Annotated in this window: 9 protein-coding genes; 3 read left to right on the top strand and 6 right to left on the bottom strand. The window is 71.0% G+C overall.

The features are described 5' to 3' along the window. Positions 1-81: 81 nt before the first annotated feature. Both ACIG0D_RS06590 and ACIG0D_RS06585 read right to left on the bottom strand, forming a co-directional pair. Positions 82-2,790 (bottom strand): cellulose binding domain-containing protein, encoded by a 2,709-nt coding sequence (locus tag ACIG0D_RS06590; protein ID WP_399796698.1) that lies wholly within the window; start codon positions 2,788-2,790, stop codon positions 82-84. 165 nt (positions 2,791-2,955) lie between these two features. Next, on the bottom strand, positions 2,956-5,874 hold the full coding sequence (locus ACIG0D_RS06585) for a glycoside hydrolase family 48 protein (RefSeq protein WP_399796696.1): 2,919 nt from the start codon (positions 5,872-5,874) through the stop codon (positions 2,956-2,958). Between the two features lie 480 nt (positions 5,875-6,354). Between ACIG0D_RS06585 and ACIG0D_RS06580 the strand changes: the two genes are divergently transcribed. Beyond that, positions 6,355-8,082 (top strand): glycoside hydrolase family 6 protein, encoded by a 1,728-nt coding sequence (locus ACIG0D_RS06580; protein ID WP_399796694.1) that lies wholly within the window; start codon positions 6,355-6,357, stop codon positions 8,080-8,082. A gap of 142 nt (positions 8,083-8,224) precedes the next feature. Next, positions 8,225-9,139 carry a class I SAM-dependent methyltransferase gene (locus ACIG0D_RS06575; RefSeq protein ID WP_399796693.1) on the top strand — a complete coding sequence of 305 codons (915 nt, stop codon included), beginning with the start codon at positions 8,225-8,227 and terminating at the stop codon, positions 9,137-9,139. Between the two features lie 102 nt (positions 9,140-9,241). Here ACIG0D_RS06575 and ACIG0D_RS06570 read toward each other — a convergent pair whose 3' ends face one another. The 3 genes from ACIG0D_RS06570 to ACIG0D_RS06560 all read right to left on the bottom strand — a co-directional run bounded on the left by ACIG0D_RS06570 (position 9,242) and on the right by ACIG0D_RS06560 (position 13,255). Further along, positions 9,242-10,078 carry an aldo/keto reductase gene (locus ACIG0D_RS06570; protein WP_399796692.1) on the bottom strand — a complete coding sequence of 279 codons (837 nt, stop codon included), beginning with the start codon at positions 10,076-10,078 and terminating at the stop codon, positions 9,242-9,244. A gap of 105 nt (positions 10,079-10,183) precedes the next feature. Next, the gene (locus ACIG0D_RS06565; protein WP_399796690.1) at positions 10,184-12,010 is read right to left on the bottom strand and encodes an AMP-dependent synthetase/ligase; all 1,827 of its coding nucleotides are present in this window, start codon (positions 12,008-12,010) and stop codon (positions 10,184-10,186) included. Positions 12,011-12,391: 381 nt separating this feature from the next. Beyond that, a complete protein-coding gene (locus ACIG0D_RS06560; protein WP_399796689.1) occupies positions 12,392-13,255 on the bottom strand; it encodes a LysR substrate-binding domain-containing protein in 864 nt (287 codons plus the stop codon). A 192-nt stretch (positions 13,256-13,447) separates the two neighbouring features. On the opposite strand from ACIG0D_RS06560, the gene ACIG0D_RS06555 reads away from it, so the two are divergent. Next, positions 13,448-14,497, top strand: coding sequence for a bile acid:sodium symporter family protein (locus ACIG0D_RS06555; RefSeq protein WP_399796688.1), 1,050 nt, complete (start codon positions 13,448-13,450; stop codon positions 14,495-14,497). On the opposite strand, the gene ACIG0D_RS06550 is transcribed toward ACIG0D_RS06555, so the two are convergent. Then, the gene (locus tag ACIG0D_RS06550; protein WP_399797076.1) at positions 14,433-15,635 is read right to left on the bottom strand and encodes a DUF4185 domain-containing protein; all 1,203 of its coding nucleotides are present in this window, start codon (positions 15,633-15,635) and stop codon (positions 14,433-14,435) included. The genes ACIG0D_RS06555 and ACIG0D_RS06550 overlap by 65 nt on opposite strands. Positions 15,636-15,691: the final 56 nt, after the last annotated feature.

Here is a 15,691-nt window from a genome sequence, read left to right as displayed (position 1 = left end):
CTCGGGGCGGTCCGGTGACGCAACCGTGATGGAAGCGTGAACATTCAACGTTCTTCCGGACCGCCCCTTCTCGCTTCCCGCTCAGTTCACCGCGCAGGTCTGGTCACCCAGCTTGAACGCGGTCGGTTTCCCGTTCGCGCCCGACGAGTTGCCGGTGAAGCCGAAGCCCACCGACGAACCCGCGGCCACGCTCGCGTTCCAGCCGACGTTCCTCGCCGTCACCGTCCCGCCCGACGAGGAATGTTCGGCGTTCCACATCTGGGACACCGTCTGCCCGTCGGGGAAGGTCCAGCTCAGCGACCAGCCGTTCCAGGCGCTGCTCCCGGTGTTGGCGAGCCGCACCTCCGCCTGGAAGCCGCCCGACCACTGGTTGGTGACCTTGTACGTCACCGCGCAGGCACCCGTCGGCGTCGGCGTCGGCGTCGGCGTCGGTGTGGGTGTCGGCTCCGTGCCGCCACCGCCACCGCCGCCCCCTCCCGTGTCGGAGGTGTCGCCGTAGATCACGCCGCGCCCGTTGGTCGCCACGTACACCCGTCCGTACACCCGCGGGTCGCCGGTGATCGCCGCGCCGGTCCAGCCCCACTGGTGGGCGTCGTCGTTGACGCGGGTCCAGGTCGCGCCCTTGTCGGTGGAGCGGAAGATGCCGCGCACGCCGCCGATCTTGGCGCTGGTGTAGAGCGTCTGGTACGAGGCGCCGGGCGCCGCCTTGCCGAAGCCGATGGTGTCGGCCTCCTCCACGTTCGACAGCCTGGTGAAGGTCGCGCCGCCGTCCGTGGAGTGCCACAGACCGTACGCCCCGTCACTCGCGCCGCCCGCCAGCCAGATGTCGCCCTTGCCGCCGGGCAGCGCCTTGAAGCGCACGCTGTCCCCGCTCGGCAGATTGGCCGCCGGAGACGCCGTGAAGGTCGCGCCGCCGTCCGTGCTGACGTAGAACTTCCCGGACTTGAAGCCGTAGAAGGTCTTCGGGTCCACCCGGTCCGACTCGACGATCGCGCCCTCCGGGATGCCCGTGGAGGCCTTCCAGGACGAGCCGAACCCGGTGGTGTGGTGGACGCCCGTGCCCTGCGGGCTCCACACGAACCGGCTGCCGTCGGCCGCCGCCGCGACCGTACCGCCGCCGCTCACCCCGGACGGGTCGGTCCCGGCGAACCAGTTGGCGCCGTTGTCCGTGGAGAAGGCGATGTGCGGGCCGGAGTCGAGGTTGCCGACCCGCACCACCGTGCCCGGGTTCGACTCGGCGAAGTCCAGGCTGGTGGTGGAGGTGAAGTTGGGGGAGGTGTACATCATCGGCGGGACCTTCGTCAGATCCGTGTGCCGGAAGCCGCCGATGTCACCGAGCGCGCTGAGCAGCGGCGCGCCGGACGGGGGAGAGGCGAGGTCGAGGACCGCGGTCTCCTCCAGCCCCTGCACCATCGGCTTGATGGTGAACTTGGCTCCCGTGTCCCAGTTGGTGAGGTTCTCGGTGCCGTAGACCGTGGCGCCGGTGCCGTACATCATCCGGTTCGAGTCGAACGGGTCGATCTCCAGCGCCTCCGTCATCCAGCCCAGTTTCGGGGTCTGCTCGGGCGGTGACGGATTGGCGCCCCAGGTCAGCCACGGGGAGGACGAGACGTCCATCGTGTACCGGTTCTCGCGGTTGGGATACGAGGTGTAGTCCCACGCCTTCGTCCAGGTGGCGCCGCTGTCGGTGGAGCGGAAGATCTGGGTGTCGGGCCACCAGGAGCTGTAGGCCGTGGCCATCACCGTGCCCGGCTTCTGCCGGTCGACCGTCAGACCGCTGAAGCCGTAGTACGTGTCGGCCTCCGCCACCGGGCTGATGTCCGTCCACGTGCCGGTCGCGGTCGCGTACCGCCACAGCCGGCCCTTGCCGCCGTCGTACGGACCGCCCTTGTCGCTGTAGGCGAGGTACAGATGACCCTTGGCCGTGTCCAGGACGCCCTTGTGGGCGAGGTGGCCCGTCGGCTGCCCGGCCAGCCGCTGCCAGGTCGCGCCCGCGTCGGTCGAGCGGTAGACGGCGTTCTCCTTGTCGGCGACACCGACGTAGATCGTCTTGGTGGCGCTGCCGGACGTTCCCGTGGACTCGTCGAATGTGACCCAGACGATGCCCTGGTTGTCACTGGCGTAGCCGGAGGTGTCGCTCGGGTCCTGCGCGTAGTTGCCGGGGTTGGGGAAGTTCGCCACCTGCGACCAGGTCACCCCGGAGTCCGTCGACCGCCACAGGCCCTTGCCGCTGGGCGCGCCCAGGTACAGCACGCTGTTCCTGTTCGGGTCGACGGCGAGGCGTTCGCCCATGCCGCGGCCCGGCATGTTGCCGCCCAGCTTGAACGGCAGGTCCGTCTTCTGCCAGCTCGCGCCCCGGTTCGCGGAGCGCAGCACGGCTCCCTTGCCCGGGTCCCAGTCGTTGGTGTACGTGCCGACGGCCGCGTACACCTTGTCCGGGTCGACGGGGTCGGAGGCCAGGCTCACCACGCCGGTGTGGCCCCAGTCGTCCCAGCCGACGTGGTCGAGCAGGGGCGTCCAGGTCTTCGTCGACTGCTGCCAGCGGTAGGCGCCGCCGATGTCGGTACGGGCGTAGGCGAGGTTCTTCTCCTTGCGGTTGAAGACGATGCCGGGGACGAAGCCGCCGCCGTCGATCCGGGCGTTCTTCCAGGTGTAGGTGTCGGCGGCGATCGACACCTCTCGTTCGACGGGCTCGGCCGCCGGCGCGGGCGGTGCGCCCGCGAGCAGAGCGCCCGTGAGCAGACCGGCCGCGAGCGCCGGCACGGCCGTGAGGATGCGGGTTCTTCGCACGGTGGGGAGGTCCTTCCTGCTGCGAAAGCCGGGGGAGGGCTGCGGGTGCTGCGAGGGGGACGTACGACGGCCGGGCGGCCCCCCGTGCGGGTGGGGACCGCCCGGCCGGACGGGGCCCCGCCGTCGGGTGACGGGGCCCGTGCACGCGGAGCGTTCAGCGGGGACTTATTCGAGGAGCTCCGCGTACGAACCCATGGCGGTGGCGATGTCCACCTGGGCCCAGAACCGGTGATACGTGAAGGTGGGCGCGGCACCGCCCGCCAGGTAGGCCTCGATCTTCGACCAGGCCGGGTCGTTCTTGTAGAAGGAACGGATCGAGGTGAAGGTCGAGGAGGAGTTGATCGTGTCGCCGTTCGGCATGGTGCCGGTCCAGCCGCTCGGGATGTAGACCTTCTCGTTGAAGCGGCTGTAATCGGTGCGGGTCTCCGGGACGGCGATGCCGAGCGCGTCCTGGTTGTTCTTCCACATGCCGTCCAGCAGGGCCTTCGCCACCCGCGCCGCCTCCGTGTCACCGGAGCGGTCGGCGTAGTACGTCAGGGTCTTGGCGTACGAGGCCGCCACACCGACGTCGTTGGTGTAGTCGGCGACGGTGACGTGCAGCCCGGTGTTGGCGCCGGGGCTCGACGGGTTCCAGGTGTCGGGCTTCCCCGACCACTGGAGGGTGGACGGGATCCGGAAGGAGCCGTCCGGGTTGACCGTGGTCTTGGACAGCGCCCAGTCCACCCACTTGTCGAGGACGACCTTGGCGTCCGCGTCACCCGTCTGCTGGTAGTACTCGGCGACTCGCTCCATCGACCACGCCTGGAAGCCGAACCACTGGTTGGACGGCGGGTCGTGGTAGACGGGCTTCTCGTCGTAGTACATGCCGTAGAAGGTCGGCGTGCCGGCCGGCGGGGTGGCGTAGCGGCCCGCCCAGCTGTTGGTGGCGCCGCCCGCGATGGCGCCCTCGGCCGACTGGAGCCAGCGGTAGAACTCCAGCTGCCGGTCGAGGGACTTCGCCCAGTCCGCCTGGCCCGTCGCCGACTTCGGCTTCAGGTCCGGGTAGTTGGCCAGGGCGTGCGCGGCGAGCGGGTTCTGGTAGCCGCCGTGCGCGTGGGAGGAGCCGATGCGCCAGGCCCAGCCCGCCGACGTGTCGACGGCGCCGCCCCAGGCGTAGTACCAGGACAGCAGGTAGTGCGAGGAGTCCTTGCCGCTGCCCGCCGGACAGGCGGCCGGGCCCACGCAGTTGCCCACCTTCTTGAAGTACTTGTCGTACATCGCGTACCGCAGGTAGTCGCCCATCTTCGCCGCCTTGGCGACGGTGGCCGCGACCTGCGAGCCCTTGCCCTGCTGCTCGGCCCAGATGTCCGCCCAGTACGCGACCTGCACCGCGCGCGCGTCGGCGTCGGGGGCGTTGGTGAACTTCCACTGCTTGGCGTAGGAGGAGTCACCGGTGAACAGGTCCAGATAGCCGTTCTTGCCGCCGTACTTGAAGGCGTCGCAGGTGGGCTGCGGGACCGTCTCCCAGACCGACTCCTGGGGGCCGCGCTGGAAGGTGTTGATGTACGACGGCCCGGTGTCGGTCGGACCCGCCTCGCACTTGCCGGGCGAGTTGCCGTAGCCGTAGACGTTGTCGACGTCCTGGATCCAGTGCATGCCGTAGATGTCGTCCGTGCCGTACGCGGACTTCAGCTCGGCGGCGATCGGGTCCGGGCCGACGGAGACACCCGTGTCGAGCTTGGACGGGTACTCGTTCGGGGTGTCGTACTCGGGCGCGTACGTGGCCGGCTTGGACGCGTTGTAGAAGGAGTTCGTCGGCTGGTCGGCCTTGGTGGGGATCATGTACTTCTCCATGATCTCCCAGGCGCCGTTGAACTTGGTCCAGTCGCCCGTCACCTTGCCGTACATGGCCTGGAGCCACAGCAGATAGCTGTACGCCTCCGACGTGGTCTCGTGGCCGTGGTCCGGCGCCTCGACGATCAGCGTCTCCACCGAGTGGTAGGGGATCCCCTCGGGGGAGAAGTAGCCGTTCGCCGGGTTGGTGATCTTCCCGTACAGCTCCAGGAAGCGGGCGTCGTACTCCTTGGTCGCCCCGATCTGGGTGACGGTCACCGACGCCTTGCCGTGGCCGGGCGCCGTCGACTCGAAGACGGCCGCGCCGGTCCCGGAGGAGTCGGCGGTGATCGTCACCTTCTGCGGGGTGTTCCAGTTCGACGGGGTGAAGGTCAGCGAGGCGCCGCCGGTCACCGTCAGGCCCGTGTTGCCGGAGGCCCGGGTGGTGGTGACGGTGACGTTGGAGGACGGCTGGGTCGACAGCCGCAGCTCGTAGCTGCCCGTCTTGCCCTGCTGGACGGGCAGTTGGGTCGGCGAGGCCACCACGGCGGGGCCCGAGGCGACCCTGATGCCGACCGGCGTGGACGACGCCGAGGCGCCCAGGCTGTCGTACGCCTTCGCCACCAGGGAATGACTGCCCACGGTCAAACCGGAGGCGGAGAAGGTGTAGGGCGCGGTGGTGTCCGTGCCCAGCAGCGTGGTGTCGTCGTAGAACTCGACCTTGGTGATGGTCGCGTCGTCGGCCGCCGCCGCGGTGGCCGCGAGCGGCACCGGGTCACCCTGCGAGTAGACCGCGCCCGGGGCGGGGCTGGTCAGCACGGTGATCGGCGGCTGATGGGCACCGGCACACGTGGTGCCGTTCACCGCGAAGGAGGTGGGGGCGGTGTTGGTGCCGCTGTAGGTGAACTGGGCGCCCGTCGAGACCGCCGCGCCGGCCGCGATCCGGCCGTTGTACGAGGCGTTCTTCACGGTGACCGTCTGGCCGGACTGCGACCAGGTGCCGTTCCAGCCGTTCGTCAGCTTCTGGTTGCCGCTGTAGGAGTACGTCAGCGTCCAGCCGTCGATCGGATCGGTACCGCGGTTCGTCAGCGTCAGGTCCGCGGTGAAGCCGGAACCCCAGTCGTTGGTCTTCTTGTAGTCGACGCTGCACTGGAGCGCCGCCGCGTGCGCGGGGCTCTGGCCCGTGGCCAGCATCGACAAGGGCACCGCGAGGGCCGCCACCACGGCGGTCCATAACCGCCGCGCGACGCGGCGTCTGGTTCTGGGGGGCATGTGCTGGTTCCTCCTTGCGGCGAATGCGCAGTTGCGGCTCGGAACTGTCAAGGCTTGAACCAGTGGGAGCGCTCCCATAGTGAGGACGGGGCCAGTTCCGGTCAAGATGTTCGAAGAGTCGAAAAGATTCGATGAACATGCCGGAGGGAAAGTCAAGCAACTCCCCTGTTCTTTACCGTCACTTGGCGCTACCTTCGCCATCACCAGTGGGAGCGATTCCGTCGGTCGACGGGTCCGTCCGGACCCGCCCGAGCTGCAAGGAGTCGTTCATGCGACACCCCCCGCGTTCAGGTCTTTTACTCGTCGGCGCCGCCCTGCCCACCCCCGTGGGTCCCCCGCCGCGCCGGCTTCTTCCGCGCTCGCGCTGACGCTCCTCGGTCAACGCGCCCTCACCCGCGCCCTTGTCGAGGCGTCCCCACCCGCGCCCTGTTCGAGGCGCGAGCACCCGTCACAGAAGTCGCAGAAGAGGAACCCGCACTGATGAGCCGTACCCGAACGAGAACCGCACTGCTGGCCGCACTCACGCTCGTGGGCGGTGCGACCGGGACCGCCATGGCGGCGATCCCCGACGACACCGGCGCCGCCGCCATCCCCTGCACCGTCGACTACAAGGTGCAGAACCAGTGGAGCACCGGCTTCACCGCCTCCGTCACCGTCACCAACCACGGCGCCGCCAAGTCCGCCTGGTCGGTGAAGTGGTCGTACGCCGGAAACCAGAAGGTCACCAGCGCCTGGAACGCCAAGGTCACCCAGAGCGGGACCGCCGTCACCGCCGCCAACGAGAGCTACAACGGGCAGCTCGCCACCGGCGGCTCGGTGAACTTCGGCTTCCAGGGCACGTACAGCGGCACCAACGCGATCCCCGCCACCTTCACCCTCGACGGCGTCACCTGCAACGTCGACGACGGCAGCGGCGGACCCGGCGGCCCCACCGACCCGCCGCCGAACCCGTCGGGCAAGGCCGACAATCCGTACGCCGGAGCCAAGGTGTACGTGAACCCCGAGTGGTCGAGGAAGGCCGCCGCCGAGCCGGGCGGCAGCCGCATCGCCAACCAGCCCACCGGCGTCTGGCTCGACCGCATCGCCGCGATCAACGGCGTCAACGGCGGCATGGGCCTGCGCGCCCACCTCGACGAGGCGCTGAAGCAGAAGGGCTCCGACCAACTCGTCGTCCAGCTGGTCATCTACAACCTGCCCGGCCGCGACTGCGCCGCCCTCGCCTCCAACGGCGAGCTGGGCCCGACCGAGATCGACAAGTACAAGACGCAGTACATCGACCCGATCGCCGCGATCCTCGCCGACCCGAAGTACAAGGACCTCAGGATCGTCACCACGGTCGAGATCGACTCGCTGCCGAACCTCGTCACCAACGTCACCCCGCGGCCCACCGCCACGCCGAACTGCGACGTGATGAAGGCCAACGGCAACTACCAGAAGGGCGTCGGCTACGCCCTGAACAAGCTCGGCGACATCCCCAACGTCTACAACTACGTCGACGCCGGCCACCACGGCTGGCTCGGCTGGGACGACAACTTCGGCGCCTCCGCCGAGATGTTCAAGTCCGCCGCCACCACCGAGGGCGCGACCGTCGCCGACGTGCACGGCTTCATCGTCAACACCGCCAACTACAGCGCCCTGAAGGAGGACCACTTCAAGATCACGGACACCGTGAACGGGACGTCCGTGCGCCAGTCCAAGTGGGTCGACTGGAACCGCTACACCGACGAGCTGTCCTACGCACAGGCGATGCGCGACAAGCTGGTCTCGATCGGCTTCGACTCGAAGATCGGCATGCTCATCGACACCTCCCGCAACGGCTGGGGCGGTACCAAGCGGCCCGCCGGGCCCGGCCCGACGACCGACGTCAACGCCTACGTCGACGGCGGACGCTACGACCGCCGCATCCACCTCGGCAACTGGTGCAACCAGGACGGGGCGGGACTCGGCGAGCGGCCGCGGGCGAACCCCGAGCCGGGGATCGACGCCTATGTGTGGATGAAGCCGCCGGGGGAGTCCGACGGAGCCAGCAAGGAGATCCCGAACGACGAGGGCAAGGGCTTCGACCGGATGTGCGACCCGACCTACACCGGCAACCCGCGGAACAACAACAACATGTCCGGCGCCCTGCCGAACGCCCCGCTCTCCGGGCACTGGTTCTCCGCGCAGTTCCAGCAGCTGATGCAGAACGCCTACCCGCCGCTGTCCTGACGGGTGCGGACCACCGCGGCGTCCGGCGACCGCGGTGACCCGCGAGATCCGGCCGGTCGTGTTGCCGTTCCGGCAACACGACTGGCTCCTTCGCGGTGCGTCGGCGCACCCTGTCGACACCCCGGAGGAGAGGCTGAGCACCATGCCGCACGACCACCACGCCGCGCACGACCACGAGCACCGTCACGAGCACCACGCACACCACCACGGCCACGGCGACCTCGACTGGGCCGGGATGGCCCCGCTGCTGGAGGCGCAGGCCGAGCTGTTCACCCCGCTGTACGAGCGGGCCCTGGCCTGGCTGGCCAAACAGCAGACCGACCCCGGGCTGGTGGTGGACGCGGGCAGCGGACCCGGCGTCGTCTCCTGTCTGCTCGCCGAGACCTTCCCCGGCGCCCGCGTGGTCGCCGTCGACGGTGCCGAACCCCTGCTGGAACGGGCCCGCGCCCGCGCCGAGCGGCTCGGGGTCGCCGACCGGTTCGGCACCCTCGCCGGGGACCTGCCCGGTGTCCTCGGCGACCTCGACTACCCCGCCGACCTGCTGTGGGCCAGCCGCAGCCTGCACCACCTCGGCGACCAGCGCGCCGCGCTCGCCGCCTTCGCCGACCGGCTCGCCCCCGGCGGCACCCTCGCCATCCTGGAGGGCGGACTGCCCGCCCGGTTCCTGCCGCGCGACCTCGGCTTCGGCCGCCCCGGCCTCCAGGCCCGGCTGGACGCGCTGGAGGAGGAGTGGTTCGCCGAGATGCGGGCGGAGCTGCCCGGCAGCGTCGCCGAGACGGAGGACTGGCCGGCGCTGCTCGCCGCCGCGGGCCTCGGCCATCCGCACACCCGCAGCTTCCTGCTGGACCTGCCCGCGCCGACCACCGACCGGGCCCGCGCCTATGTCGCCGCCTCCCTCTCCCGGATGCGGGACGGCTTCGGCGACCGCCTCGACGCGACCGACCGCGCCACCCTCGACCGACTGCTCGACCCCGACGACAGGGCGAGCGTCCACCACCGCCCGGACGTCTTCGTACTGGCGGCGCACACCGTGCACACGGCGACCAAGTCCCTGTGACGGTCCGCGGCGGCCCCCTGACGCGACGACCGCGCCCCGGGACCTGGGCGGTCCCGGGGCGCGGTCGCGACGGCTGTGCCGTGCCGGTCAGGCCACTGCCGGTCAGGCCATGTCGAAGACGGCGGGGTCCGGGCCGATGCGCCGGTCCTCGTTCAGGGCGCTGATCGCCGCCAGGTCCTCGTCGTCGAGGCTGAAGTCGAAGACGTCGATGTTCTCCTTGATGCGCGACGGGGTCACCGACTTGGGGATGACCACGTTGCCCAGCTGGAGGTGCCAGCGCAGCACGACCTGCGCCGGGCTGCGGCCGTGCTTGCGCGCGATGGCGACGATCGCCGGCACCTCGAGCAGGCCCTTGCCCTGGCCGAGCGGCGACCAGGCCTCGGTGGCGATGCCCTTCTCCGCGTGGTACTCGCGGGCCGCGCGCTGCTGGAGGTGGGGGTGCAGCTCGATCTGGTTGACCGCCGGGACGACCGAGGTCTCGCCGATCAGCCGCTCCAGGTGCTCCGGCAGGAAGTTGGAGACACCGATGGCCTTGATCCGGCCGTCCGCGTGGAGCTTCTCCATCGCCCGGTAGGTGTCGACGTAGGTGTCCCGGGCCGGCAGCGGCCAGTGGATCAGGTACAGGTCCACGTAGTCCAGGCCGAGCTTGGACAGCGAGAGGTCGAAGGCGCGCAGCGTGGAGTCGTACCCCTGGTCGCTGTTCCAGAGCTTGGTGGTGACGAAGAGCTCCTCGCGGGGGATGCCGGAGGAGGTGATCGCCTTGCCGGTGCCCTCTTCGTTGCCGTAGATCGCCGCTGTGTCGATGCTGCGGTACCCGGCCTCCAGCGCGGTGGAGACCGCCTGCTCCGCCTCGTCGTCCGGCACCTGCCAGACGCCGAAGCCCAGCTGGGGCATCTCGACGCCGTTGTTGAGGATGATCGGGGGGACCTTGCTGCTCACGAGCTCTTGATCCTTCGGTTGTCGTCAGGTGGTACTCACATCGTCAACGATCACGGGCCGCGTCGCATTCCTGACGGGAGAATCCGTACATGCGTCCGGAATGTCTCACGTCCGGTACAGCGCCTCCACCTCGTTCGCGTACGCCTTCTCGATGGCCTTGCGCTTCAGCTTCAGCGACGGCGTGAGCAGTCCGTGCTCCTCCGTGAACGGCTGGGCGAGGATGCGGAACGTACGGATCGACTCGGCCTGCGACACCAGGGTGTTCGCGGCGACCACCGCCCGCCGGATCTCCGTCTCCAGGTCCGGGTCGCGCACGAGTGCGGCGGCGGTCAGCGAGGGTTTGTTGCGCATCTTCAGCCAGTGCTCCACGGCCTCCTGGTCGAGGGTGATCAGCGCGGCGACGAACGGGCGGTCGTTGCCGACGACGATGCACTGCGCGACCAGCGGATGGTCCCGGACGCGTTCCTCCAGCGGCCCCGGTGAAACGCTCTTGCCGCCGGATGTGACCAGGATCTCCTTCTTGCGGCCGGTGATGGTGAGATAGCCGTCCTCGTCGAGGACGCCGAGGTCGCCGGTGGCCAGCCAGCCGTCGTGCAGGGTGTCGTCGGTGGCCTTGCCGTTGTTGAGGTAGCCCTGGAAGACGTTGGCGCCGCGCAGCCAGATCTCGCCGTCGTCGGCGATGTGCACGGTGACGCCCGGGATGGGCTGCCCGACCGTGCCGTAGCGGGTGCGCTCGGGCGGGTTGGCGGTGGCGGCGGCCGTGGACTCGGTGAGCCCGTAGCCCTCGTAGACGCGCACGCCGGCGCCCGCGAAGAACAGGCCGAGCCGCCGGTCCATCGCCGAGCCGCCGGACATCGCGTGCCGCACCCTGCCGCCCATGGCGTCGCGCAGCTTGGCGTAGACGAGCTTGTCGAAGAGCTGGTGCTGCATCCGCAGCCCCGCCGACGGCCCCGGCCCGATGCCCCAGGCCTTCTCCTCCATCGCCTCCGCGTACCGGACGGCGACGTCGACGGCCTTCTCGAACGCCCCCACGCGGCCCTCGCGCTCCGCCTTGCGGCGGGCGGCGTGGAAGACCTTCTCGAAGATGTACGGCACCGCGAGGAAGAAGGTCGGTCTGAAGGCGGCCAGGTCGGGCAGCAGGGCGGCGGCGTTCAGCTGCGGCTGGTGGCCGAAGCGGACCCGGCCGCGGATCGCCGCGACCTGCACCATCCGGCCGAACACGTGCGCGAGCGGCAGGAAGAGCAGGGTGGCCGCCTCGTCGCCCTTGCGGGAGTGGAACACCGGCTCCCAGCGCTCGATGACCGTGTCGGCCTCGTACATGAAGTTGCCGTGCGAGAGCACACAGCCCTTGGGGCGGCCGGTGGTGCCCGAGGTGTAGATGACCGTCGCGACCGTCTCCGGGGTGACCGCGTTGCGGTGCCGGTGCACCACCTCGTCGTCCAGGTGCGCGCCCGCGTCGTACAGCTCCCGCGCCGCGCCCGCGTCCAGCTGCCAGAGCTGCTTGAGCCGGGGCAGCCGGTCGATGACGGTGGCCATCGTCATCGCGTGGTCCTCGTGCTCCACGACCGCGGCGGTCACCTTCGCGTCGTGCAGCATCCACAGGCACTGCTCGGCCGACGAGGTCGGGTACACCGGCACCACCTGCGCCCCGATCGACCACAGCGCGAAGTCGAACAGGGTCCACTCGTAGCGCGTCCGGGACATGATCGCGACGCGGTCGCCGAACCGGACGCCCCGCGCCAGCAGCCCCTTCGCGAGGGCCAGCACCTCGTCGCGGAACTCCGCGGCGGTCACGTCCCGCCACCGCCCGGCCTCGTCCTTGCGGCCCAGCGCGACGCGGTGCGGGTCCTCCTCGGCGTTGCGGTAGACGGCGTCGGCCAGACCGCCCACGGGGGGTGCCAGGAGCAACGGAGGGCTGGTGAACTCGCGCAAACCCGCTCCCCCGATCTCCGTGACGGCTCCCGGTGACGCCTGACGCCCCGCACAGGCGGTGAAAGCTACCCCACGCAGAGTCGGGGCGGGAGGGGTGCGAAAGGCGAGCAGCGTTCACGTTGACGCTGGTCAGCAGGGGAAAAATGGGCGCACAAGGGGAAGGGGCGGACAGATTCCTGACAGTGGAGTAAGTTTCGGTACCGTAATCTCCACGGAATCTGTACGACCCGCTTACCGGGCCGACGGTGCGCGCACCGTCACCTCTGTCAGCGCGGCGACGACGGATTTCGTCACTCCGGATTCTGCTCGGTCGCTGCTCGCTGTGCGGCCGGTCCCTCCCAGGTCGGGCTCGGCCCCGGTGCAGCCGGTCCCGGCCCGGGCTCAGCCCCGGTGCAGCCGGTCCCCGCCCGCGAGGATCGCCGCCGCCAGCGCGTCGGCCGCCTCCTGCGCCGGCGTACGGCGGTGCCCCTGCACGAGGACGAAGTCGACGCGGCCCAGCTCCGGCAGGCCGAACCGGTCCGGGACGCGGACCAGGCCCGGCGGCACGAGCCCCCGGGAGTGCGCCATCACCCCGAGCCCGGCACGGGCCGCCGCGATCAGACCGTTGAGACTGCCGCTGGTGCACACGATCCGCCAGGCCCGCCCCTGCCGCTCCAGCGCCTCCAGCGCCAGTGCCCGGGTGATGCCCGGCGGGGGATAGACGATCAGCGGCACCGGACGCTCCGGATCGAGACGGAGCCGGTCGGCGCCGATCCAGACCAGCCGGTCGTGCCAGACCAGCTCCCCGCGCGGGTCCTCCGGCCGCCGCTTGGCCAGCACCAGGTCCAGCTTCCCGGCCGCCAGCTGCTCGTGCAGCGTGCCCGACAGCTCCACCGTCAGCTCCAGGTCGACCTCCGGGTGGTCGTGCCGGAAGCCCTCAAGGATCTCCGGGAGCCGGGTCAGCACGAAGTCCTCCGACGCGCCGAACCGCAGCCGCCCGCGCAGCCGGGTGCCGGTGAAGAACGCCGTCGCCTGCTCGTGCACCTCCAGGATCCGCCGGGCGAATCCGAGCATCGCCTCGCCGTCCTCGGTCAGCTCCACGGAGTGGGTGTCCCGGGAGAACAGCGTCCGCCCGGTGGCGTCCTCCAGCCGCCGCACATGCTGGCTGACCGTCGACTGGCGCAGCCCGAGCCGCCGCGCGGCCTGCGTGAAGCTCAGCGTCTGCGCGACCGCCAGAAAGGTGCGCAGGTGGGAGGGGTCGTACACATTCCGAGCCTAGCTCGCGTCATCACAGATCGCGATGACAGTCAGAGTGGTATGCCGGATTCCCGATCGGCGGGCGGAGGCGCACGATGAGAGAAGGGACTGCCGAGCCTCCGTGCGAGAGCTGTGCTCGACCCCCGGCCGAGCAGGGCACCCGACCCTCAGACCCCTTGTCCGCGAACCGTGTGGAGCACCGTGAAACGCCTGCGACGGCCGAGCCGGCTGCCGATCGACCCGTACATCCTGCTGCTGCTCGGGACGGTGGGCCTCGCCGCGCTGCTGCCGGCCCGCGGCACGGCCGCCGACGCGGTCTCCGGCGCCTCCACCGCCGCCATCGCCCTGCTGTTCTTCCTCTACGGCGCCCGCCTGTCCACCCGGGAGGCGCTCGACGGACTGCGGCACTGGCGGCTCCACGTCACCGTCCTCGCCTGCACCTTCGTCGTCTTCCCGCTGCTCGGCCTGGCCGCCCGCGGCCTGGTGCCGGTGGTGCTCACCCACCCCCTGTGGCAGGGCCTGCTCTTCCTCACCCTCGTCCCGTCGACGATCCAGTCCTCCATCGCCTTCACCTCGATCGCCCGCGGCAACGTGCCCGCCGCGATCTGCGCCGGCTCCTTCTCCTCCCTCGCGGGCATCGTCATCACCCCGCTGCTGGCCGCGTCCCTGCTCGGCGGCACCGCCGGCGGGTTCTCCGCGGACTCGCTGCTGAAGATCGTGCTCCAGCTGCTCGTGCCGTTCCTCGCCGGACAGGTGCTGCGCCGCTGGATCGGGGGATTCGTCACCCGCCACAAGAAGATCCTCGGCTACGTCGACCGCGGCTCCATCCTCCTCGTCGTCTACACCGCGTTCAGCCAGGGCGTCGTCCAGGGCATATGGCACCAGGTCAGCCCCGCCCGGCTCGCCGGGCTGCTCGCCGTGGAGGCCGTACTGCTGGCCGTCATGCTCGCGCTGACCTGGTACGGCGCCAGGGCGCTCGGCTTCGGCCGGGCCGACCGGATCACCATCCAGTTCGCCGGGTCCAAGAAGTCCCTCGCCGCCGGACTGCCCATGGCCGGCGTCCTGTTCGGCGCGCACGCCGCGCTGGCCGTGCTGCCGCTGATGCTCTTCCACCAGATGCAGCTCATGGTGTGCGCCGTCATCGCCAAGCGCCGGTCCCACGACCCCGAGGCGAAATCCGGGCAGGTCAGCGATCCGGCCGCAGCCGCAGCGTCACGAAGCGCGGCCGGTACAGGGTCGCGTTCCCGCTGAGCTGCGCGGAGGCGTCCGTCGTCCGCAGCCAGTTGACGTCGTAGCTGAGCACCAGCCGGCCGTCACCGCCGCTCAGCCCGTCGCCGCCCAGCTCCGGGTGCGCCTGCGGGTTGTACGCGGCGACCTCGCCCGGCGGCAGCGGCGCGGTGAGGACGCGGGCCGGGCCGTGCCACGGCCCGGTGGGGGAGCAGGCCCAGTACGACGTCACATCGGTCAGCCCGCGGGTGCCCGCGGCCATGGTGAACAGCACATACGTGCCGCCCCGCCGCACCACCGAGAACGCGCTGCCCACCCCCGTGCGCCACTCGTCCCCGAGCACCGCCGCGGGTCGCGCGCCGGCTGCCCACCCGGAGCCCGTCCAGTACTCCCAGGCGGCCGGATCGGCGAGCGAGCCCTCCGGCACCCGGGCGACGAAGGCCGAGGAGACCGGCCGGGCGGCGGCCTGCCCGTCGTCGCCGCCGAAGACATAGCTCCAGCCGTCCTCCGTGACCAGCGTCGTCCCGAACAGCACCCGCCGCGAGGGGTCGGCGACCGCGCGCTCGTCCCGCACCCGGACGATGCCCTCGACGCGCAGATCCGGCAGCGACAGCGTGGCGACCTCGGTGGCCAGCGGCACACCGTAGATCCACGGCGCCTGGCCCGCCGCGCGGGTCCACAGCACCACCCGCACCACCCGCTCGGCGGCGCCGGGCGAGCGCGGCTCCACCCGGGCGGCGACGGGCCAGCGCCACTGCTGGGGCGCGGGGTCGGGGAAGAGCGGGGCGGGGAGGGTGGCGGTCAGCCGGCCGCCCGCCGTCATCACCACCGCGGAGTTGCGCACGAGCGGGGCGGTGGCGTCACGCCACGGGTGGGACTCGCCGGCCGGGTTGGGCGGGGCGTGCACCGGGCCGAGGTAGGTGTCGGAGAAGAGCCAGAGGAGACGGCCGTCGGGGAGACGCAGGGAGTGGGTGCCGTCGCCGCCGGTCCAGTCGTCGGTGCGGGCGGGGTCGTCGCCGTAGCGGGCGAACTCGGCGGTGAGACGGTCGGCGGCGGACCAGCCGGCGACGGTGTGCGGTGCGCAGCGGGCCGCGGCCTGCCCACGGTCACCGGTGTCCCGCCCACCGCCCAGGAGCACGGCCGTGAGCGCCACGACCAGCAGCAGCCCGACACCGGCCCAGGCCCGGCGCCGCGCCTCCGGGACCTCTCTCGTCGCGC

It is taken from the genome of Streptomyces sp. NPDC052773, assembly GCF_044547145.1.
Classification (GTDB): domain Bacteria; phylum Actinomycetota; class Actinomycetes; order Streptomycetales; family Streptomycetaceae; genus Streptomyces.
This window is presented reverse-complemented; position numbering and strand designations above follow the sequence as displayed.

Bases quoted from the DNA above. Each gene is read 5' to 3' on its own strand.
- ACIG0D_RS06585 (WP_399796696.1), bottom strand. From the start codon at position 5,874: ATGCCCCCCAGAACCAGACGCCGCGTCGCGCGGCGGTTATGGACCGCC.
- ACIG0D_RS06580 (WP_399796694.1), top strand. From the start codon at position 6,355: ATGAGCCGTACCCGAACGAGAACCGCACTGCTGGCCGCACTCACGCTC.
- ACIG0D_RS06575 (WP_399796693.1), top strand. From the start codon at position 8,225: ATGCCGCACGACCACCACGCCGCGCACGACCACGAGCACCGTCACGAG.